The 20960-nt window shown below is 47.8% G+C and carries 18 protein-coding genes; 17 read left to right on the forward strand and 1 reads right to left on the reverse strand.

What is annotated here, in order from left to right; genetic code table 11:
* The first annotated feature begins 107 nt into the window (after window positions 1-107).
* The 17 genes from LCM00_RS10380 to LCM00_RS10460 all read left to right on the forward strand — a co-directional run bounded on the left by LCM00_RS10380 (window position 108) and on the right by LCM00_RS10460 (window position 20522).
* Window positions 108-3206 carry a GNAT family N-acetyltransferase gene (locus LCM00_RS10380; protein ID WP_224901189.1) on the forward strand — a complete coding sequence of 1033 codons (3099 nt, stop codon included), beginning with the start codon at window positions 108-110 and terminating at the stop codon, window positions 3204-3206.
* On the forward strand, window positions 3203-4063 hold the full coding sequence (locus LCM00_RS10385; RefSeq protein WP_224901193.1) for an amidohydrolase family protein: 861 nt from the start codon (window positions 3203-3205) through the stop codon (window positions 4061-4063). The genes LCM00_RS10380 and LCM00_RS10385 overlap by 4 nt, the downstream gene beginning before the upstream one ends.
* 81 nt (window positions 4064-4144) lie before the next feature.
* Window positions 4145-4993 carry a DegV family protein gene (locus LCM00_RS10390; RefSeq protein WP_224901195.1) on the forward strand — a complete coding sequence of 283 codons (849 nt, stop codon included), beginning with the start codon at window positions 4145-4147 and terminating at the stop codon, window positions 4991-4993.
* A gap of 141 nt (window positions 4994-5134) precedes the next feature.
* A complete protein-coding gene (locus LCM00_RS10395) occupies window positions 5135-5779 on the forward strand; it encodes an HD domain-containing protein (protein ID WP_224901198.1) in 645 nt (214 codons plus the stop codon).
* Window positions 5776-7656, forward strand: a complete 1881-nt coding sequence (locus LCM00_RS10400; protein WP_224901201.1) for an ABC-F family ATP-binding cassette domain-containing protein — start codon at window positions 5776-5778, stop codon at window positions 7654-7656. The genes LCM00_RS10395 and LCM00_RS10400 overlap by 4 nt, the downstream gene beginning before the upstream one ends.
* 93 nt (window positions 7657-7749) lie before the next feature.
* Window positions 7750-8880 carry a conserved virulence factor C family protein gene (locus tag LCM00_RS10405; RefSeq protein WP_224901204.1) on the forward strand — a complete coding sequence of 377 codons (1131 nt, stop codon included), beginning with the start codon at window positions 7750-7752 and terminating at the stop codon, window positions 8878-8880.
* A 206-nt stretch (window positions 8881-9086) separates the two neighbouring features.
* Complete coding sequence (gene ilvD / locus LCM00_RS10410; protein ID WP_224901207.1) at window positions 9087-10799, forward strand: dihydroxy-acid dehydratase; 1713 nt, start codon at window positions 9087-9089, stop codon at window positions 10797-10799.
* Between the two features lie 75 nt (window positions 10800-10874).
* Complete coding sequence (locus LCM00_RS10415; RefSeq protein ID WP_224901211.1) at window positions 10875-11309, forward strand: BrxA/BrxB family bacilliredoxin; 435 nt, start codon at window positions 10875-10877, stop codon at window positions 11307-11309.
* Window positions 11310-11425: 116 nt separating this feature from the next.
* The gene (locus LCM00_RS10420; RefSeq protein ID WP_224901214.1) at window positions 11426-12202 is read left to right on the forward strand and encodes a class I SAM-dependent methyltransferase; all 777 of its coding nucleotides are present in this window, start codon (window positions 11426-11428) and stop codon (window positions 12200-12202) included.
* Window positions 12203-12540: 338 nt separating this feature from the next.
* Window positions 12541-13722, forward strand: a complete 1182-nt coding sequence (locus LCM00_RS10425; RefSeq protein ID WP_224901217.1) for an LL-diaminopimelate aminotransferase — start codon at window positions 12541-12543, stop codon at window positions 13720-13722.
* Window positions 13723-13750: 28 nt separating this feature from the next.
* The gene (locus LCM00_RS10430; protein WP_224901220.1) at window positions 13751-14341 is read left to right on the forward strand and encodes a YpjP family protein; all 591 of its coding nucleotides are present in this window, start codon (window positions 13751-13753) and stop codon (window positions 14339-14341) included.
* Window positions 14342-14445: 104 nt separating this feature from the next.
* Complete coding sequence (locus LCM00_RS10435) at window positions 14446-15027, forward strand: TerD family protein (RefSeq protein ID WP_224901223.1); 582 nt, start codon at window positions 14446-14448, stop codon at window positions 15025-15027.
* Window positions 15028-15109: 82 nt separating this feature from the next.
* Window positions 15110-15883, forward strand: a complete 774-nt coding sequence (locus LCM00_RS10440) for a TerC family protein (protein WP_224901226.1) — start codon at window positions 15110-15112, stop codon at window positions 15881-15883.
* A 180-nt stretch (window positions 15884-16063) separates the two neighbouring features.
* On the forward strand, window positions 16064-17260 hold the full coding sequence (locus LCM00_RS10445; protein ID WP_224901229.1) for an HpcH/HpaI aldolase/citrate lyase family protein: 1197 nt from the start codon (window positions 16064-16066) through the stop codon (window positions 17258-17260).
* Window positions 17202-18578 (forward strand): phosphoribosyltransferase family protein, encoded by a 1377-nt coding sequence (locus LCM00_RS10450; protein ID WP_224901231.1) that lies wholly within the window; start codon window positions 17202-17204, stop codon window positions 18576-18578. Before LCM00_RS10445 ends, LCM00_RS10450 begins: the two co-directional genes overlap by 59 nt.
* Window positions 18571-19680 (forward strand): cysteine protease StiP family protein, encoded by a 1110-nt coding sequence (locus tag LCM00_RS10455; RefSeq protein WP_224901234.1) that lies wholly within the window; start codon window positions 18571-18573, stop codon window positions 19678-19680. Before LCM00_RS10450 ends, LCM00_RS10455 begins: the two co-directional genes overlap by 8 nt.
* Complete coding sequence (locus LCM00_RS10460; RefSeq protein WP_224901237.1) at window positions 19677-20522, forward strand: HAD family hydrolase; 846 nt, start codon at window positions 19677-19679, stop codon at window positions 20520-20522. Before LCM00_RS10455 ends, LCM00_RS10460 begins: the two co-directional genes overlap by 4 nt.
* Here LCM00_RS10460 and LCM00_RS10465 read toward each other — a convergent pair.
* Window positions 20482-20748 carry a hypothetical protein gene (locus LCM00_RS10465; protein ID WP_224901239.1) on the reverse strand — a complete coding sequence of 89 codons (267 nt, stop codon included), beginning with the start codon at window positions 20746-20748 and terminating at the stop codon, window positions 20482-20484. The two genes, LCM00_RS10460 and LCM00_RS10465, sit on opposite strands and share 41 nt — an antisense overlap.
* Between the last annotated feature and the right edge of the window lie 212 nt (window positions 20749-20960).

The raw sequence follows: 20960 nt of genomic DNA on the forward strand, positions 1-20960 counted from the left end.
TGCCCCGATTGAAGGAGGAAAAAGAAGATGGACAAAGCAGGAAAAATACAAATTCAATTGAGCGATAAGATGGAAGGCACGTAGTTAAGAATCGGGGAGGAAGAGACATGGAAAAGGTGATCAATAAGATACAGGTGGTCCGCTACCAGCCGGGATTGGCGGATGCTATTGCGAAGATGTGGAATATGAGCCGGGAAAGCTGGGGCGGCGACAACCGGGTGATGACAGGGGAGCAAGTGAAGACGAAAGAGGAAAACTCGGATAATATCGAGCTGTATATCGCCCTGGATGGGGAAGAGGTCGTGGGCTATTGCGGCCTTTCTGAATATAAGGAAGATGAAGGTGCGCTTTATATTCCTCTCCTGAATGTACGGCCGGATTATCATGGCAGAAAAATCGGCAAGCTCCTTGTTCTTGAGGCACTTGAAAAGACAGTGGAGCTCGGATGGCCGCGTCTGGACCTGTATACCTGGCCTGGCAACACAAAAGCCGTTCCATTGTATAAAAAATGCGGCTTCTTTTGGGAAGACAGGGACGACTCCACTCACTTGATGAACTTCATTCCCGCTGTCCTGAATACACCGCTTTTGAAGCCGGTTTTTGAAAAGCTGGACTGGTACAGCTCAAGCACCAGGAAAATTGAAGTGAAACCTGATGGTAAAAACGAATTTGGCTTCACTTATTATGATTATGAGTGGGAACATGAGGGAACTCATGCAAGAGTTCAATTTGAACGTTCAGGCAGGGGTATGCGCCTGATTGAAACAGATGAGTTCCTGGCTGAGCTGGTATTGAACGAGCACCAGCTGATTGAGGGGCGGAAGGAATCAATTTCCTTAAAGATAGTCAATAAATCCGGAAATCCGCTTGCGGTTGAAGCAGCCGGGAAGGACAGCGGGCGGGTGAAATGCAGCTTAACAGCATCTGCTATGGTCTCTGGTGAAGAGGTCATCACAGGAGTAGTGGACATCAGCGAAGGGGAAGCGCCTGACTCCTGGAAGACACACCCATCTGCAGTTGTGGATTTGTCTATAAATGGCCTGAACTGTTCACTAAGGCTGGGAATCCTTCCTAAAAAGCCGGCTGATGTCACTGCCTCGCTTCTTGGACATCTAAGCTACCAGGGCAAACAGGCAGAAGTTGCTGTCGAGGTTAAAAATAACCTTGCGGAAGAGGCAAAAGTGGAAATCCAGTTTCCGGAAACAGAGAAGCTCATTCCTGAACAGAAAGAAATTGTGCTGAATTTAAAACCGAAAGAACGGAAAAGCTTCTTCCTTCCCGGTGCGGTAAAGAAGCATGGTTTTTCCGAACACCTCCTGCAGGTAGCTCTAACTGGCTCAAGAGGAGGCCGATTCCAATTCGAAAAGAAAGCCGGCCTGGCACTGAAGGGTTTTGGCAGCCAATTTGGCGGCGAGACAGAGGAATACTGGCATATCTTTAATGGCAACAGCCAGGTGAATATCAGAAAGCGGGACTATACTGTGAAAGGTGGCCGAAGCGAGAAAATGGATCAGCCATTTGCATTCTTCCAGCCGAAACTTGGAAAACCCTACACCGCGGAATTCACCAAAAAGAAGCCTGTTTCTGCAGAGTGGTATAAAGATGGGGCAGCAGTAACCCATAAGCTGGAATTTCTTTCGGAAAATATGCCCGGTATCAAGCTTGCTATCTTTACATCCCTTTATGCCGAAGGACTTGTAAAGAGGTGGATGGAATGTGAGAATGGCAGGGAAGAGCCGGTTGAACAGCTGTATATCTCTCAGTCTATGTACCATGAAGGCAGGGAGATGGTGTTTCCGCTCGATGGAGAAGCAGTTGCGTTTTCAGATATGAAGGAGCTTCTGTATGGAGATGTCAACTTTAGCTCCCTGTCAGGAAACTGGTATTTCGCAGGACAAGGAGGAGAACCAATCGGGCTTGCATGGCCGGAAAGCGCCAGGGCGGTTCCGGATAATTGGCAGCTTTCGGTCGAATTCCAAACAGGTGAGATTCAGGCGAAAGAAAAGGCGGTCCTCGATCCTCTTTATCTATCAATTGGGGCCTTCCAGTCCTGGGAGGAATTCGCAGCATTTGCGTCACACTCCCCTTCAGCTGATAAAAAAAGCACAGCTCCTGAGAAGGAGATGAATATCACGTCTGTATTCTGCGATGATGAAAAATATGCGGCAGACCTGACTTTAACCAATCGCAGGCTCCAGCCATTCGAAGGGAAGCTCTCCATTTCAGTTGATGGCAGTGTCAAGGCATCTGAAGAGATTATGCTTGAAGGCGGAAAAGATTATAAAACCAGTGTTACACTGGGCGAAAAGGCAGGAATTTCTATAGTATCTGCAGTTCTTGAGGAAGCCAGCAGCTGCGAAAAAATCGATGAAATCGTCCTGCTGCCTGGTGGAGAGGTGCAAATTTCATGGGAAGAGGAAGCTGGATTAAAAGTGGCAAAAGCAGTGAACGGTCCAGTGGAAATCAAATCGGCTCCAGGGTTCTACCCTGGTCTGTTCTCCATCTCTGTGAACGGGAGAAAATGGCTGGACCACTCCTTCCCTTCACTGCAGGCAAAAGGCTGGTGGAATCCCTGGGGCGGAGGAATGAAAACAATTCCTTCAAAGCTGAACGTTTTCTCTATCCTGAAGGGGCAGACAGAGGCGGAGGCAGCCGCTGTTATGGATAGTTCAGGAAATTCGTGGCAGGGGCTCAAAATCACAACCAGGCTTGGGGAGCATCCTGTATGGCAGGGGCTCGTATTTTCACAATATTATCTCATGCTCCCAGGTGTACCCTTGATCGCATCTTTTCTCCGGATAAAGGATGCGGGCGGCAAGCTCCTTGCTGGTGAGTATGCTGTCACAGATGCATTCCTGAACGGCGGAAAACTTCAAGATCTTTCTATCAGGCCGGACGGAATTGAGGAGAATGGCATTTATACAGCAGGAAAGGACGAGAATGTTCTCTTTTTGGGGAATGGCTCATCCATCTGCAGCACACATGCCGAAGAAAAGCTGTATATGGTGACAAACAGCATGGCTGACCATAATGAGGCATATATGAATAAAGAGGCATGCCAGCTTATATCAAGGCAGCCATTCAGCGCCAGAGTGCGGGATAGCCGGACGAAACCGGTATTCATGCTGTTTGACAGCAGGGAGTTATCCGGGAAGCTGCTTGACAGGCTGCAGAAAATCAGTTTCAGCAATGAGGAGACAGAATGAAAATAATAGACGCACATATGCATTTTTCACAAATTAAATCTTTTCACGAAACAGCAAGGGACCTTTCGTTTGTTGATTATTCCTATAAAGGGATTGAGGCGGAGTACCGGGATGCCGGTGTCGTGCTCGGGATCGGCATGGGCCTTGCGGAAACAGCCGGGATGGGTTTCCCGGATCATGATGCAAAAACGCCGATGATGCTGGATTTGGCTGCATCCCAGCCTGATACAATAGTGGCCTGCGCCGGCATAAATCCATTCAATATGGATTCTGAGGCGCTTGAAAGGCTGGAAGAGGTGATTCAGCGCCCCGGGACTGTCGGATTTAAAATCTACCTTGGCTATTATCCTTTTTACGCTTACGACGAAGTGTATGAACCAGTCTATAAGCTTGCTGAAAAATACAGTGTGCCGGTTGTCTTCCATACTGGCGACACTTATTCAGAAAGAGGGCTGCTGAAGTACTCACACCCTCTTGCCATCGATGAAGTGGCTGTCAGTCACCGGAACGTCAATTTCATGATGGCACACTTCGGTGATCCCTGGACCCTGACGGGAGCTGAAATCATCTATAAAAACCCGAATGTTTTTGCAGACCTTTCGGGGCTCATAGTCGGGACAGAAGAAGACCTGAAGAAAAGGAGCGGAGGGCGTTTCCTTGACCACCTTCGCCACGCGATAGAGTTCGCAGATTCATATGATAAATTGATCTTTGGGACCGACTGGCCCTTGATCCCTATAGCTCCATATATTGAGTTTATCAAGGACCTGATCCCTGAAGAGCATCATGAAAAGGTATTTTACCAAAATGCTTTGAGACTGTTTCCAAAAATCGCGGCTTTTCTGCCGGAGGAATAACAGCGTGCGGCTATCCTTTTTCCTTGGATAGCCGTTTATTAAAAAAATAGAGATACATAATCACCGTAAGGAGGAAACCTAATGGGAAAAGTGGCATGGGTTACCGACAGCACAGCATGCCTGGATGAAGAATTAGCGGCGCACCCTGATGTCTATGTTGTACCGATGACAATCATCCTGGATGGGCAGGAATATATAGAGGGGAGGACCATAAGCGCTGAAGACCTGTTCAGGCGGCTGAAGACACTTTCTTCTCCTCCAAAGACCTCACAGCCTTCTGTTGGCTCCTTTCAGGCTCTTTTTGAAAAGCTGGAAGGAAGCTATGATTCTATCGTGGCTGTCCTTGTATCGGCGAAGCTCAGCGGGACTGTTTCATCCAGCCAGCAGGCAGCGCAGCTTGTGAATATACCTGTCTATACAGTCGATTCGGGTATCCTGTCCTATCCTTTGACGAGGCTGATAAAGGAAGGGATGCTTTTGATAGAATCAGGGACCGGAAGCAGCGAAGCAGCCCGCAGGATCGAGGAAATCGGATCCACATCGGAGACATTAGTCCTTGTCGGGAGCCTCGAACAGCTTCACCGCAGCGGCAGAATGTCAGGGCTTCAATTCTATTTTGGCAGCCTATTGAGCATTAAGCCGATCATAGCCATAAGCGGCGGGGCACTCAGCATAAAAGAAAAGGCAAGGAGCATCAGGAAGGCCAAAGAACGGATGAAGGCCATGCTGAAGGAAGCCTATGAACAGCATGGCTTCAAGGAGGTTTTCATTCTGTATGGACTATATGACGCAGAGGCAAAGGAGTGGATGGCTGATCTAAAGGCCAGCTTTCAGGAAATCGAATTCAGCGCTTTCCCTCTCGGGGCCACCATCGGGGTTCATGCCGGCGAAAATACCATTGGATTCAGCTGGTTTAATGGGCTGAAATAATTCAGTATTTGGAAAGCCTTGCATAGCAGCAAGGTTTTTTCTTTTGTTGTTTTGCTCAGAAAAAGACAGATATAGCTGAGAAGAAACATCCTCCTCCTTTTCATGATAAAATAAGCATCAGCAGGAAAGAGGTGCGTTTTAATGGAAAAAATAATATCGCAGGCAGAGCGGTATGTCCGTGCTGAGCTTGGCCGGGATGCTTCAGGGCATGACTGGCATCATATAGATAGAGTCAGGAAAAATGCGTTATATATACAGCGGCAGGAGAAACGGGGAGATGCTTTCATCATTGAAATGGCAGCCCTTTTGCATGATATACCCGATGCTAAGCTGAATGCCGATGAGGAAAAAGGATGGGACAGGCTCCACAGCTTTTTTGAAGAGGCAGGGATTGCAACTGGGCTGAAAAAGCAGCTGGAAGAGGTCATCGCCTCTGTTTCCTTCAAAGGAGGCTCCGGCAAAAAGGCAGAATCTCCTGAGGCAATGATTGTCCAGGATGCTGACAGGCTTGATGCCATTGGCGCAATCGGGATTGCCCGGTCATTTGCCTATGGAGGGATGAAAGGCCATCCCCTTTATGACCCTGCGCTTTCAGCCAGGGAAGAAATGACACAGGAGGAATATAGGAATGGAAAATCCTCCACAATCCATCATTTTTATGAAAAACTGCTGAAGCTCAGCGATCTGCTGAATACAGATACAGCTAAAGAGATGGCAAAAAAGCGCCATGAATTTATGCTATTATACTTAAATGAATTTTACAGGGAATGGAATGGTCAGGCATGAAAATGATTTCAATTGAAAACTTATCAAAATCTTACGGGGAAAAGCAGCTCTTCCGGGATGTTTCCTTCACGATAGCTGAAAAAGAAAGGGTCGGGCTGATTGGCGTTAACGGAACTGGAAAGTCTTCTTTGCTTAAGATCGTGGCTGGAGTAGATGTTCCGGATTCAGGGGAGATTGTATGCCCAAAAGATTATAAGGTGTCTTACTCTGAACAGAAGCCTGAGCTGGATCCCGGACTGACAGTGCTTGAGCAGGTATTTGAAGGAGATGCCCCGATATTCCTCCTTCTGAGGGAATATGATCAGGTTATGGCCGGACTCGGAGAATCGCCTGAGGACACGGGACTGCAGGAGAAGCTTTTTGCCCTTCAGAAAAGGATGGATGAGCTTGATGGCTGGGAAGCGGATGCCAGCGCGAAGGCGATCTTAAACAAGCTCGGCATTGAGGAATACAGCAGGAAGATCGGGGAGCTTTCCGGAGGGCAGAAGAAGAGGGTTGCCCTTGCACAGGTGCTGATCCAGTCTCCGGATCTTCTTATTCTTGATGAGCCGACCAACCATCTTGATTATGAAACCGTTAAGTGGCTGGAGGATTATCTTAGCCGATTCAATGGCGCGCTCCTGCTGGTCACGCATGACCGTTATTTTCTCGACCGGGTAACCAACAGGATGTTCGAATTGGATGGTGGAAGTCTTTACAGCTATAAAGGCAATTATGCCGCATTCCTGGAAGCAAAGGCCGTCAGGGAGGAAAACGAGGCAGCTACTATTGAAAAGCAGAAAAATCTTTTCCGCAGGGAACTGGAATGGATCAGAAGAGGTGCAAAAGCAAGAAGCACCAAGCAAAAAGCCAGGATTCAGCGCTTTGACCAGCTGGAAGACACCCTGTCTTCTGTCAAAGCATCGGAAAAGCTTGATATGGCTTTATCCGGAAGCAGGCTCGGAAAACAGGTTTTTGAGCTGAAAGATGCTTCAAAAGAGCTTGGCGGTACGGTCGTGCTTGATGATTTCAGCCTATTGGTCAAGCCTGGCGACAGAATCGGAATAATAGGGAGAAACGGGACAGGAAAATCCACGCTTCTGAATGTACTAGCCGGCAAAATCCCCCTGGATTCAGGTGAGCGCATCATCGGCCAGACAGTCAAGGTAGCTTATTATACGCAGGAAAGCGAAGACATGGACGAAAACAAAAGAATGATCGAGTATTTGAAGGAGACAGCCGAGATCGTGCATACATCTGATGGGAAAACGATTTCGGCAGCACAGATGCTCGAGCGCTTCCTTTTCCCGTCAAGCACCCATGGAACACCGATCAGGAAGCTTTCCGGCGGTGAAAAGAGAAGGCTTTATCTTCTAAAGATCCTTCTGTCAGAGCCGAATGTCCTTTTGCTGGATGAGCCGACAAATGATCTGGATACACAGACACTGACCGTGCTTGAAGACTATCTCGATGATTTTGCAGGGGTGGTCATAACTGTTTCCCATGACCGCTATTTTCTTGATAAAGTGGCAGAGCAGCTGCTCATCCTTGAAGGAGGGGGCAGAATCGGCTCTTACTATGGGAACTATACAGAGTATATTGAGAGCCAGCCTCAGCAGGCAAAGCCAAAGAGCGTGAAGCAGGAACCTAAGCCTAAGCAGGAGGCAAAGCCAAAGAAGAAGCGCATGTCTTACAATGAGCAGAGAGAGTGGGAAAGCATCGATGGAAAAATTGCAGCTGCCGAAAAGCGCCTTGAAGAAATTGCAGGTGAGATGGCAGTAACGGGCAGCGATTTCATGAAGGCAAATGAACTTCTCGAGGAAGAAGCAAGTTTAAATGAACAGCTTGAAGAGCTTATTGAAAGATGGAGCTATCTGGCCGAGCTTGCAGAGGGCTGAGAGCAAGTACAGCAGAAGCAGAGGGCCGGCAATGGCCGGGCCCTGTATGTTAAGATGAAACAAAATTTATCTACTCATGAGGAGGAACCATCATTGAAAATAAAATCGATTGAGCCTACGCCAAGCCCGAATACGATGAAAATCATCCTTGATGAAGAATTGCCTATGGGCAAGAGCAATAATTATAAAAAGGACAAGACAGAAGGAGCGCCAAAGGTTGTTTTAGATATCCTTCAGGTAGAAGGAATCAAAGGGGTATATCATGTAGCAGATTTCCTCGCGGTCGAACGAAATGCAAAATTTGACTGGAAAGAGCTTCTCCCCCAGGTCCGTAAGGCATTCGGCGAGGAAGCAGAAGAATCAGGCGGTGAGGCAGCCCTGAATGAACATTATGGCGAGGTAAAAGTCCAGGTGCAGATGTACAAAGATATTCCGATGCAGATCAAACTGACTGACGGAACTGAAGAGAAGCGCTTTGGACTGCCGGAAGCTTATGTACAGGCAGTCCGGGGTGTGCAGCAGCCTGATGATAATGTTGTCATGAGCAGAAAGTGGAAGGAGTTCGGTGTCAGGTACGGGGATATGGACCAGGTCGGGCAGGATATTCTTGAAGAATTGCTGGCAGCCTATCCTGAAAGCAGGCTGAAGAGCCTTATCGAGCAAGGAAAGCATGGCGCAGCTGCAGACAGCAGGCCTGCAAGGACAAAAAGGAAGCTGGTCCCAGAGGATCTTGACAGCGAGGATTGGCGGATACGCTATCAGCTGATGGAACAGATGGAAGATCCGGGGGTGGAGGATTATCCTGTCCTCGAAAAGGCGCTTGAAGACGAGAAGGCTTCGATCCGCAGGCTGGCAGCCGTTTATCTCGGAATGATTGAAGACAAAAGTGTTCTTCCATATCTATATAAAGCTTTGAAGGATAAAAGTGTAACTGTAAGGAGAACGGCGGGTGACTGCTTATCAGACCTTGGCTTTGCTGAAGCAGAGGAAGCGATGATGGATGCCCTCCAGGATACGAGCAAGCTTGTCCGCTGGCGCGCTGCCATGTTCCTGTATGAAGAAGGTACTGAAAAAGCGCTCCCGGCTTTAAAGGATGCTGAAGAAGATCCTGAATTTGAAGTCAGCATGCAAATCAAGATGGCCATTGAACGGATTGAACAGGGTGAAGAGGCCAAGGGTTCTGTGTGGAAGCAAATGACCGAAGCCAGGAACCAAAGCAGCTGACCTGTTAGCATTCGTTTATCAATGAAAAGAAGGGTCCGGAACGAAATGTTCCGGACCCTTCTTCCATTTTTGCCGGAGTTGTACTGTATTGCTTTAGTGCTAACTTGCTTTTTAGCAATAAAAAATCATTTAATTTTGTGAAAATTATTGCAATTGCTGAAAAAGTCCTCTATATTGAAAAGAAAATCTTTCAGGAGGGCTTGTAATTGGGAAGAGATCTTAGAATAAAAAGCCATGTAATCAGCGAGGATGAAAGACGCGCTCCAAACCGTGCAATGCTGCGGGCAGTGGGATTTACAGATGAAGATTTCAAAAAGCCGATGATCGGCATTGCAAGCACATGGAGTGAAGTCACTCCGTGCAATATACATATCAATGAACTTGCATTCAAGGCGAAGGATGGAGCAAGGGAAGCCGGGGGAGCTCCGCTTGTATTCAATACGATTACTGTATCTGACGGAATTTCCATGGGGACAGAAGGGATGAGGTACTCCCTTCCGAGCCGTGACCTGATTGCTGATTCTATTGAAACGGTCGTTGGCGGTGAAAGCCTGGACGGCTTTGTTGCCATTGGGGGCTGCGACAAAAATATGCCCGGCTGCCTGATGGCCATTGCAAGGATGAACCTGCCTGCCGTGTTTGTGTATGGGGGCACAATCAAGCCTGGCAAGCTGCAGGGGCAGGATATCGATATTGTGTCTGTATTTGAAGGGGTAGGACAGTTTAATGGCGGGGCCATTGATAAAGCTGGACTCAATGAGATTGAATGCCATGCATGTCCTGGCGCAGGCTCCTGCGGAGGAATGTACACAGCCAATACGATGGCGAGCGCGATCGAGGCACTGGGGATGAGCCTTCCGGGCAGTTCCTCCAATCCGGCAGAAACGGATGAAAAGCGCCAGGATTGCCATGAAGCAGGAAAGGCAGTCTACCGCCTTCTGGAGCAGGATATCAGGCCAAGGGATATTCTCACGAAGAAAGCGTTTGAGAATGCGATCACTGTCGTGATGGCCTTGGGCGGATCGACAAATGCCATCCTCCATTTGATGGCTATCGCCCACTCTGCTGAAGTGGACCTGTCACTTGAGGACTTCAACCGCCTCCAGAAAACCGTTCCCCATATCGCCGATTTGAAGCCGAGCGGAAAATATGTCATGCAGAACCTGCATGAAGCCGGTGGAGTGAGTGCAGTAATGAAGATGTTATTAAGGGAAGGGCTTCTTCACGGAGATTGCCTGACTGTTACAGGGAAGACGCTCGCTGAAAATCTGGAAGAGGCAGAAGACCTGAAAGCCGGCCAAAAGGTCATCTACCCGCTCAACGCTCCTCTGAGGGAAAACGGGCCGCTCGTAGTCCTGAAAGGCAATCTTGCCCCGGAAGGCGCTGTAGCGAAGGTATCAGGACTGAAGGTCACCAGGCACACAGGGCCTGCCAAAGTGTTTGATGATGAGGAGTCTGCTACAGATGCTGTCCTGAAGGGTGACATTCAGGCCGGTGATGTACTGGTTATCAGGTATGAAGGGCCAAAAGGAGGGCCTGGCATGCCTGAAATGCTTTCCATTTCCGGAATACTTGTAGGAAAAGGGCTCGGAGAAAGCGTAGCATTACTGACAGACGGGCGCTTTTCTGGGGGGACTCACGGCCTTGTGGTAGGACATATTGCTCCGGAAGCACAGGTTGGCGGGCCGATCGCACTCATACAGACGGGTGATACAATTACGATCGACAGCACCGAGCAGACACTTGAAGTGGATGTCTCTCCTGCTGAGCTGGAAGAGCGGAAGAAATCCTGGAATCCTCCTCCGCTTCTGGCACGCGGAGCCCTTGCTAAATATACAAGGCTTGTTTCATCCGCCTCCAGGGGGGCTGTCACTGACCATTTTGAGGAAGAGCCCGCAGCCAGGCCGCTTAAAGTATAAAATGCCGTCCGATTGCAAATCGAGCTGACATTATAGTATGCTATCATTGCAAACGTTTAAAGGAGGCAAACAAACATGTCTATGGCATATGAAGAATATATGAGGCAGATGGTAAAGCCGATGCGTGCAGAACTTACACGGGCAGGCTTCAATGAGCTGGCTACAGAAGAAGAGGTTGAACAGTTTATGGAGAATACAGAAGGGACAACGCTCGTTGTTGTCAACTCTGTCTGCGGATGTGCGGCCGGACTGGCACGCCCTGCTGCGACCCAGGCTGTCATGCACGCTGAAAAAAAGCCCGATAACCTTGTGACTGTATTTGCCGGGCAGGATAAAGAAGCGACAGCAAAGATGCGCGAATATTTTGAGGGGATCGAACCTTCTTCCCCAAGCATGGCTTTAATGAAAGGGAAGGAAGTTTTACACTTTATCCCGCGCCATGATATTGAAGGCTTTCCGATGGAAACCATCATGGAAAATCTTCTGGGTGCATTTGAAGAAAACTGCTGAAGCAACACAGGAAAGGATGCCTTAAAAGGCATCCTTTCGCATTTTTTGCATTTTCTCAATTTGCTGTCCATGAGGACTGATAGCCAATTATCATTTTAGTCAGGAAGGTAGAAACGATGTTTGTAACAACAGCGGGCAGGACAAGCCCTGTCATGATTCAGGAGGCGAAAGAAGCGGCAGCTGAACTGGGAGTCCCTTTTCATCCCCGAAAGAGCCTCTCTGTCTCTTCACTGCAGGAGCAGTGGCAGGATGATTGCATTGTATATGGCAAAAACAGACTTGAATTATTTCCATATGGTGAAAGTTCACCGTATTTCTTTCATCCCAATTCTGCAGCATTCAGGATAAAAAGGCTGATGAGAGGCGAGCCTGATCCCTTTTTGGAAGCGGCAAAAATTGAGCCCGGGGACACTGTGGCGGACTGCACGCTCGGCCTGGCTTCAGACAGCATCATTGCAAGCTATGCAGCAGGTCCTTCCGGTAAAGTGACCGGTGTGGAAGGCAATCCCTTTCTTGCTTATCTTGCAGAGAAGGGGCTTAAAACCTGGAAGTCCGGAGTTCCGCAAATGGATGAGGCGATGGAGAGGGTCGAGGTCATCAGTGCTCTCTCCCTTGACTACTTGAAGGGCAGGCAGGACCAGTCCGCAGATATCGTTTACTTTGACCCCATGTTCGAGGAAAAACTTGTGGACTCCGACGGAATCAAGGAACTGGCTAAGTTTGCTGTGTATGGACTCTCCGGAGAACTGATAGAAGAAGCCAAAAGGGTTTCGCGGAAGAGGGTCGTCCTGAAAGACCATTTCCGAAGCGAGAGATTCAGCACCTTCGGCTTTGAGGTCTACCGGCGGAAATCCTCCCGGTTTCACTTCGGGGTCCTTGAAAGAAAAAGATAAGCAGGCATCATTAAAGCGCAGGATTTCAGCCCTGCGCTTTGAATTTATTTTCCGTTTCCCTTAATCCGTAATTGTCAGGAATACAAAGTATCCCAGCGTCAGCAGGCATACAGCTACAAAAACAATTTCCCAATTCATTATTCTCCTCCTCAGACTATGTATTCATTTACCATTAGTCTTATATCATTCCCAATATTTTCTCTCTTTAATCGCTTTTTTCTAGGAAACTTTCTTTTTTTTCAAAAATTTATCTCCCGGCTTTTTCTTTTTCCCTAAAAAAAGAGTATAATATTTTCTAAGTAAGCTTCAGGCTTCAAAGAATGCTGGAGGGTTCTAGTATGAAGATTTCCATGGCAGAGAGAATGGATGCATTTAGGGAAAGTGTATTTGCAGAATTATCCCGGCTGAAGAAAGCGAAAATCTCAGCAGGTGAAGATGTGATTGATTTGAGCATCGGCAGCCCTGACCTCCCGCCTCCGTTATTTGTCAGAGAGGCGATTGCTGAGGGGGCGCTGGACAGCACCCAGTACGGCTACTCCCTTGCAGGGACAGAAAGCTTCTGCAATGCAGTCAGCTCCTATTACCAGAAGAATCACGATGTATACATAGATCCCAAGGAACAATGCTCCCTCCTTATGGGCTCCCAGGATGGTCTTGTCCATCTCCCGCTTGCTTTATGCAGCCCGGGCGAATATATACTGATGCCCGATCCTGGATATACCGCATATGCAGCAGGTGCCGCCCTTGCAGGTGCAAAGATATATCCAATGCCTCTCATGAAAGAAAAGCAGTTTCTCCCGGATTTCTCAGAAATACCGGAAGAAATAAGGAAAAAGGCGAGACTGATGATCTTAAACTTTCCCGGCAATCCTGTTCCCGGCCTTGCAAATGAAGCGTTTTTCAGGGAGGCAATAGAGTTTGCCAAAAAATACGAGATTGTCATATTGCATGATTTTGCATACTCTGAGCTCTATTTTGAAGAAAAACCGGTAAGCTTTTTAGCTGTCGAAGGCGCATTTGAAACAGGGATAGAAATGAATTCCCTTTCTAAGAGCTTCAACATGGCAGGCTGCAGGATTGCCTATGCAGCTGGAAATGAAGACATCATCCGCATGATTTCAGATCTGAAATCCCATCTGGATTACGGAGTATTCCATCCCATCCAGACCGCGGCTGCCAGGGCTCTTGCAGATCAGTCGAATTTCCTGGCCGAATCAAGAGAGGTCTACAGGAAGCGGAGAGACGCCCTTGTAGAAAGCCTTCATAAGGCAGGCTGGGATGTTGAAAGCCCGAAAGGTTCAATGTTCGTATGGGCAGAAATCCCAAACGGCATCTGCTCCAGGGAGTTCAGCATCCTCATGCTGGAGGAAGCTGGAGTGGCTGTTACACCGGGAAGCGCGTTCGGCGAAGCCGGCGAGGGATTCGTACGGATTGCACTCGTGCAGCCTGAAGACAGGCTCCGGCAGGCCGCTAAGAAAATAAGCTCTTCCGGAATATTAAAAAAAGAATCTATCGTTTGAAAATAGTCTTATATGAGGAGGGATAAAAATGCCTAAGTGGCTGCGCAAATCGTTTGTGGTGATGGTAACCATCCTTACCTTCGGGCTGGTTACGCCTTCACAGGCATTTCTGTATGATAATGCAAACCAGGACAGGTCTCCGAAGCGCGATATTCTGGAGGCCCAGGCCGAAGAACTGGAACTTGCTTCGCCTGAAGAGGATGAGGCATCGATCAGGCAAAGGTTTGTCCAGACTGCTGTCCAGGAGGCAGAGAACCAGTCATATATTAAATTCGGGGGAAAGATTAAACCCGTCATTGAAGATGAGTTCCGCGAAGTCATCCTGCCGAATATTGAAAAAGCAGTGGAGGAAACAGCTGCAAGGATACCGGGCAGCGATCTTGGCAATCTGGAAATTACAGAATGGCCAGGCGGGGGGAATTCAGAAAAAATCTTCCATATTGTCAACCGGCAGTCCAATGAAGATGTCCTCCGTTTCCATGTCAGGAGGGACCACCCGCCCCAGGAGGGATACTGGTTCAACTTCCATTACCATACCTCTGAGGATGCCTTCCAAAAGCATCATGAGCTGGGCTCCATCTACTGGAATAAAAATACTCCGCCAAAATGGCTGAGCTGAGATTTGAAATGTAAGCAAAAATATGAAAAAATATGCTTGTAGTTTTGAAACTTTTTAAAGATTAAAACGTAAGCATACTATCACAATAATTGGAGGTAGAAAAAATGGCAGTAAGTTTATCAAAAGGACAAAAGGTAGATTTGACAAAATCCAATCCGGGCCTTACCAATGTAATCGTAGGTGTTGGCTGGGATGTAAATAAGTATGACGGGGGAACAGACTTTGACCTTGATTCCTCGGTTTTCCTTCTGGGAGAGAATGGCAAGGTTACTTCCGAAGCGGATTTTGTTTTCTATAACAACACAACAGGCGGAAATGGCTCTGTCGTACATACGGGAGATAACCGGACAGGCGAAGGAGAAGGCGATGATGAGCAGGTAAAGGTTGAACTCGGTGCTGTGCCGGCTAATGTCCAGCGCATCACATTCACCATCACGATCCATGATGGCGAGGCGCGCAGCCAGAACTTCGGACAGGTATCCAATTCTTATGTCCGCATCCTTAACGGCGAAACAAATGAAGAGCTGATCCGTTATGACCTTGGAGAAGACTTCTCCATCGAGACAGCTCTTGTTGTAGGAGAACTGTACAGGCACGGCGGAGAGTGGAAATTCAGCGCGATCGGGTCCGGCTATCAGGGCGGCCTTGGCGCACTTGCAACTGACTTCGGCCTGCAGGTTGGATAACCCCTTTTTTATTGAACTTTGAGACTCGGCTCTGCCGGGTCTTTCGTTAGCACTTATATAGGTAATGGAGGAACTTCAGGAGATGACAATTATTCAAAGTATTATTGATACATATGCCGCATTTTTTGACTGGCAGATGTGGGCCGAGGTCCTGACTGACCCGGTAAGCTGGGGTCTTATTGGAACCCTGGTCATATTAGAGGGGCTGCTGTCAGCCGACAATGCGCTGGTTCTGGCTGTTATGGTAAAGCACCTTCCGCCTGAAAAGCGCAAAAAGGCACTTTTCTATGGTTTGCTTGGTGCGTATGCTTTCCGTTTCATTGCAATCGGGATCGGTGTATTCCTGATTAAGCTTTGGTGGGTAAAAATCCTTGGTGCCGGCTACCTGGCATGGCTTTCAATCAAGTATTTTATCGACAAGAAGAAAGGCCTCGGCGATGATGAGGAGCTCGAAGGGATGAACCAGGGCGGCTTGCTGATCCGCCTGTTCGGTACCTTCTGGGGTACAGTTGCAGCAGTTGAATTGATGGATATCGCTTTCTCTGTAGACAGTGTCCTGGCAGCATTCGGTGTCTCTCAGGAAATTTGGGTTCTTCTTCTCGGCGGAATGCTTGGTGTCCTTATGATGCGTGGCGTTGCAGGGGTGTTCCTAAAGCTTATTGACAAAGTGCCTGAGCTGGAAACAAGTGCCTATGTGCTGATTTTGATCATTGCCCTAAAGATGCTTTTAGGCGTATTCCATATTCATATTGACCATATCTACTTCTTCCTCCTGCTGATTGTTGTCTTCGGTGCGACTTTCATCGTCCACTTTATGAATAAAAAGAAGGCTGAGCAGGGCCAGAAAAGCAACTGACAGATGTATAGAAACAGGGAAAGGGAACTGACAATTGTCCGCTCCTTTTCTTTTTATCCTTTTTTGGCAGTTTAAAAGCTTCTTAGATTGGACAGGTATGCTTAGGGGGATGCTTGATAAATCCCTGCAGCCAAGTGCTTCCCTCTTTTATTTTACTATGCATTGGATAGGAGAATTGAAATGAAATTATTTGCTGATTTGGAAGCCCGGGAGATTGACAGGCTCTTTTATAAAAAACCAGGGTCTTTCTCTAAACGTTCCCCAAAAGAGCTTTTGTCCTATTGTTTAGGCGCAACACTTTATATGCCTGCAACAAGGCCCAATATTCATCAGGATCTGCTTTCAAAGAAGCATTCTGGCCTTACTTCCATGGTGATCTGCCTGGAAGATGCCATTGGCGATACAGAAGTGGAGCAGGCCGAAAAAAGCCTGCTGGCAGAGCTCAAGCTCCTCCATCAAGAGCTTGGGAAGGGATATTTCCAGGAGGACGATCTGCCGCTTATTTTTATTAGGATCCGCAGCCATGGGCAGCTGGTGAGGCTGTTTTCCAGGATGGGCCAGGAGATAAGCATGCTGACAGGAGTTGTCATTCCTAAATTTGACCCTGTGGAAGGTGCACAATCACTGGCAGAAATCAGCCGCAGGAATAGAGAAGGCCACGTTCTATATGCCATGCCGATTCTGGAAACGAAGAAAATCATCCAGAAAGAAACAAGAGTTGGTGAGCTTCTGGACATAAAAGCACTTCTTGAACAATACAGGGATATAATCCTCAATGTCAGGATAGGTGCGACCGATTTTTCCGGCCTGTACGGCATCAGGAGAAATTCGGATAACACCGTTTATGATATTGCGGTCATACGGGACTGCATTGCTGATATTATAAATGTATTTGTGCGTGCAGACAGCCATTTCACGGTTTCTGGGCCGGTCTGGGAATACTTTTCCTCTAAGGACAGAATGCTTAAGCCTCAGCTGAGGCAGACGCCCTTCCTGGAGAAGTATGGGGAAGCAGGCATCAGGATGAGGACGGGGCTGATCGATAAGCATATGGACGGCCTGATCCGTGAAATTATGATGGATATTGCCAATGGCCTGACAGGAAAGACTATCATCCATCCTACCCATATAAGGCCGGTGCAGGCTTTGAATGCCGTTACCCTTGAAGAGTACGAGGATGCGCGGAATATTGCCGCGAGCGCGGAAGGAAGCATTGGTGTCATGAAGAGTGTTTATTCAAACAAAATGAATGAAATCAAGCCGCATTTATATTGGGCGCAGAAAATTTTATTGAAATCTGAAATATACGGGGTGCTTCATGAAGAATACTCATACATTGACCTGCTCGAAAAAGAAGTATTTGCTTCCAGTTATTGAGGGGCTGAACGTTGAACTTGATATAACTGAAAATCCATATAACATACCAGTTGATCATTTTTTTACAATGGCTGCCCGTATCAATAAGAAGAGGTCATTCCTTTTTGTTAGCAAACTGCTGGGGAAGCATCTGCCTATCCATCCGGAAAAGGGTCTGATCACTGGAGAGCTGCTGGCCGCACGGTATGCCGAATTAAAGGAAGGCTGGCCGCTGCCTGAAACAGAAGAGCTTCTGGCAGCCTTTTTGCAGGAGCAGGCAGGAAGCAGGCCGTCGATCCCCTTTATTGATAAGAAATATAATCCGGTGATCATCGGGTTTGCAGAGACTGCAACCGCGCTTGGACACAGCTTTTATAATGCCTTTAAGGCAGCAGGATATTTTCATACTACAAGAGAAATACTTCCTGAAGCGGTCTCCATAATAGACTTTGAGGAAGAGCATTCTCATGCAACCTCCCACCGCTGCTACACGGACAGGGGGCTTCTCGACAACCAGCGTGAAATTATCCTGGTCGATGATGAAATGACCACAGGCAAAACGGCAGTCAATATCATCAGATCCATCCAGGCAGAATTCCCGAGAAGTCAATATACTGTCGCTTCGATATTGGACTGGCGTTCACAGGAAAATATGGCAGCATTCCAGGCGCTTGAAAAAGAACTTGGAATCACCATCAACAGTGTAAGCCTCTTAAAAGGGGAAATGCAGGCTGCAGGAGAACCTGCCATTCACACGAAGATAGAAGACAGAAAGCTGGATGCAGACGGGTACAGCATCAGTTTCATCAATCTGAGGGAATCGGGGCTTTCTTTTGAAAAAGCCGGAAGTTCTTCGGTTACACTTGGAGGCAGGATCCGCAATACCCCCTACCTCAAAGGTACAGGCAGATTTGGGCTCCAAAAGGGCGCGGATGAGCCTGAAAAGGAGCTGGAGGCTGCAGCCGCCCTCCTGGCTAAAAGCAGAAAAGGAGAAAAAACACTCGTCCTGGGAACAGGAGAGTTCATGTACATCCCTATGAAAGTGGCATCGCAAATGGGGGAAGGGGTCTTTTTTCAGTCCACTACACGAAGCCCTGTCCATGTTCTGGACCGCGAAGGGTACGGGGCAAGGGAAGGACTGTCATTTCCCAACCCTGAGGATGCTGATATCAGGCAATTTGTCTATAATATCACCCCCGGATTTTATGATGAGCTCTTTATCCTCTTTGAACGGGAACCGGATCGGGAAGCGCTTGTCCCATTGCTGGAGGAACTGAAGAAAACAGAGGTCAAGGATATAAAAATCGTTTATTTTAATGGAGGGTACAACAATGGCTGAAACAGCAGCAGCTTTTGGCTCCTACAGCATGGAAGATGTCATCTTTCTGCTGAAGGACCTCAGTGCATACGAACTGGAAGGGGCAACTGAAAACAGGGAGAAAAAGATTCAGTCAGGCCAGCATTACAGCGAGACGCTTCCAATTGAGTACATTCCTCCAGCCCATTATATAGAGCTGTACCGGAAAACGCTTGAAGACTATAAGGAAAAGGTGGCGCTTTGCACAGCGGTAACGGCGGAAAAGCTGCTCAGCAGAAAAGGAAACAAGATTGTCCTCGTTTCCCTTGCTAGGGCAGGCACCCCGGTCGGGATCCTGATGAAGCGGTATATAGAGCATGTATACGGGACAACCCTTCCCCATTACAGTATCTCCATCATCCGGGACAGGGGAATTGATGAGAATGCACTGAAATACATAATAGAAAAGCATCCCGGCTGCAAGATTCAGTTTGTGGACGGCTGGACAGGCAAGGGGGCTATCTCGATTGAATTGTCAAAAGCATGCAGCAGTATGAATGAAAAATATGGCTGGAATCTTGATGACACCCTTGCTGTCCTCGCAGATCCAGGCTATTGCACCAGCCTGTACGGAACAAGGGAAGACTTTTTGATTCCAAGCGCCTGCCTGAATTCGACTGTTTCCGGTCTTGTCAGCAGGACGGTCCTCAATGATTTAATCGGGCCTGATGATTTCCACGGTGCAAAATATTATCGCAGTCTTGCAGAAGCAGATGTTTCCAATGAATATATCAGCATAATAGAAGCGCAATTTGATTCTGTTGTGGAGGAGGCGAAAAAACTTTGTGAAGGCTATTCTGCCGATGCTGAATCCGAACCTGATTTCAGGGGGATGGAGGAAGTACTGGCAATCAAAGAGGAATATGATATTGAAAGCACGAATTTTGTTAAGCCCGGCGTTGGTGAAACAACACGCGTGCTGTTAAGGAGAGTGCCCTGGAAAATACTGATGAGGGACCCTGAAAGCCCTTATGTCAGGCATATCAAACTGCTTGCTGAAGAACGCGGGGTAGAAATCGTCCGGTATCCTGACATGAGCTATACATGCTGCGGACTGATCAAAAAGGTTGGCGGCCAGTCATGAATATGTTTGCAACAGATCTTGACAGGACTATGATTTATTCAAACAGAGCACTTGAAGATCTTGGCTGTGAGCAAGATCTCCAATTGTCAGCCGCCGAAATGAAGGAAGGGCAGCCTGCTGCATTCATGACTGCAAGGTCGTTTACCCTGTTAAGAGAGCTTGCAGAGGAGGCACTCGTTGTGCCTGTCACGACCAGGACATATGAACAGTATAAAAGAGTAGGGATATTTGGAAGAGATATCCCTGTCTCCTATGAGGTCACTTCAAATGGAGCTCAAATCCATTTTAAGGGAAAACTGCTGGCTGAGTGGACAGAGCTGGTAGATAAGCGGCTTAAAGAGGAATGCGCTCTTCAGGAGGAAATAGCTGAGTTTGCTGCAGGATGCAAATTTTCCGGAACACTGAAAAAGGCGGGAGATTCCTTTTTTTACTATATCCTCGAGGAGCGCATCAGCCTCCAGGAAAAGAAAAAGCTGGAAGAGGATGTCCGCCGTCTGGGATGGCGGATATCTCTGCAAGGCAGGAAGCTTTATTTTATGCCGATCCCTGTTTGCAAGGGTGAGGCGGTTAAATTCATCAGCAAAAGAGAGGGAGCAGATATTCTTGCCGGTGCGGGAGATTCCCTTCTCGATTATGATTTCCTGAAGGTATGCCATCATGCGTTTGTCCCGGATCATGGAGAGCTTTCTATGGAGATGCCTCATGGATTCAGCTGCCATTTTTCGGAGAACAGGGGCATACTTGCCGGAGAAGAAATCCTCCTGAAGGCATACAAGCTGCTTCTTGGCCGGGAAGCTGCCGTCAGAGGAAATCCCGACCGCGGCCGGACTGCCCTTTTATAAAGAAATGAAGCAATAGCAGGAGCAGGCTCCCAAATGCATAAAAAGCAAGAAAAATCGCAAGCGCATAAGGCGGCGAGTGGTGAAGCGGGTATGTCATGATAGCGAGCATAGCCGACCATAACAGGAGGTCAATGAATTGGTAAGCGCCTGAAGTCATGATTTGGCGGACAGCCTCCAGTTCGTTCCTGCAGCTTTCATAGGAAGGTCTTTTAATCAGGAAGCGCAAGGGATCACCTTCTTTTATTATTTGTACTCAACTATATGCAGGGAAAAGCCCGTTGGTGATTGTGCCGGAGAAGAGTGAATATAACTTGTTTTGATGTTATTGAAACTTTTTTCGGGCTGATCCGTATATTCTAATAGAGCTAAAAGCCAGTGCTGAAGGCTATCGTTGTTAAAACTTGCACCTGATATGATATGATGAAAGAAATTTACATA

The sequence above is a fragment of the Bacillus infantis genome (assembly GCF_020171945.1).
GTDB lineage: Bacteria > Bacillota > Bacilli > Bacillales > Cytobacillaceae > Bacillus_AB > Bacillus_AB infantis_A.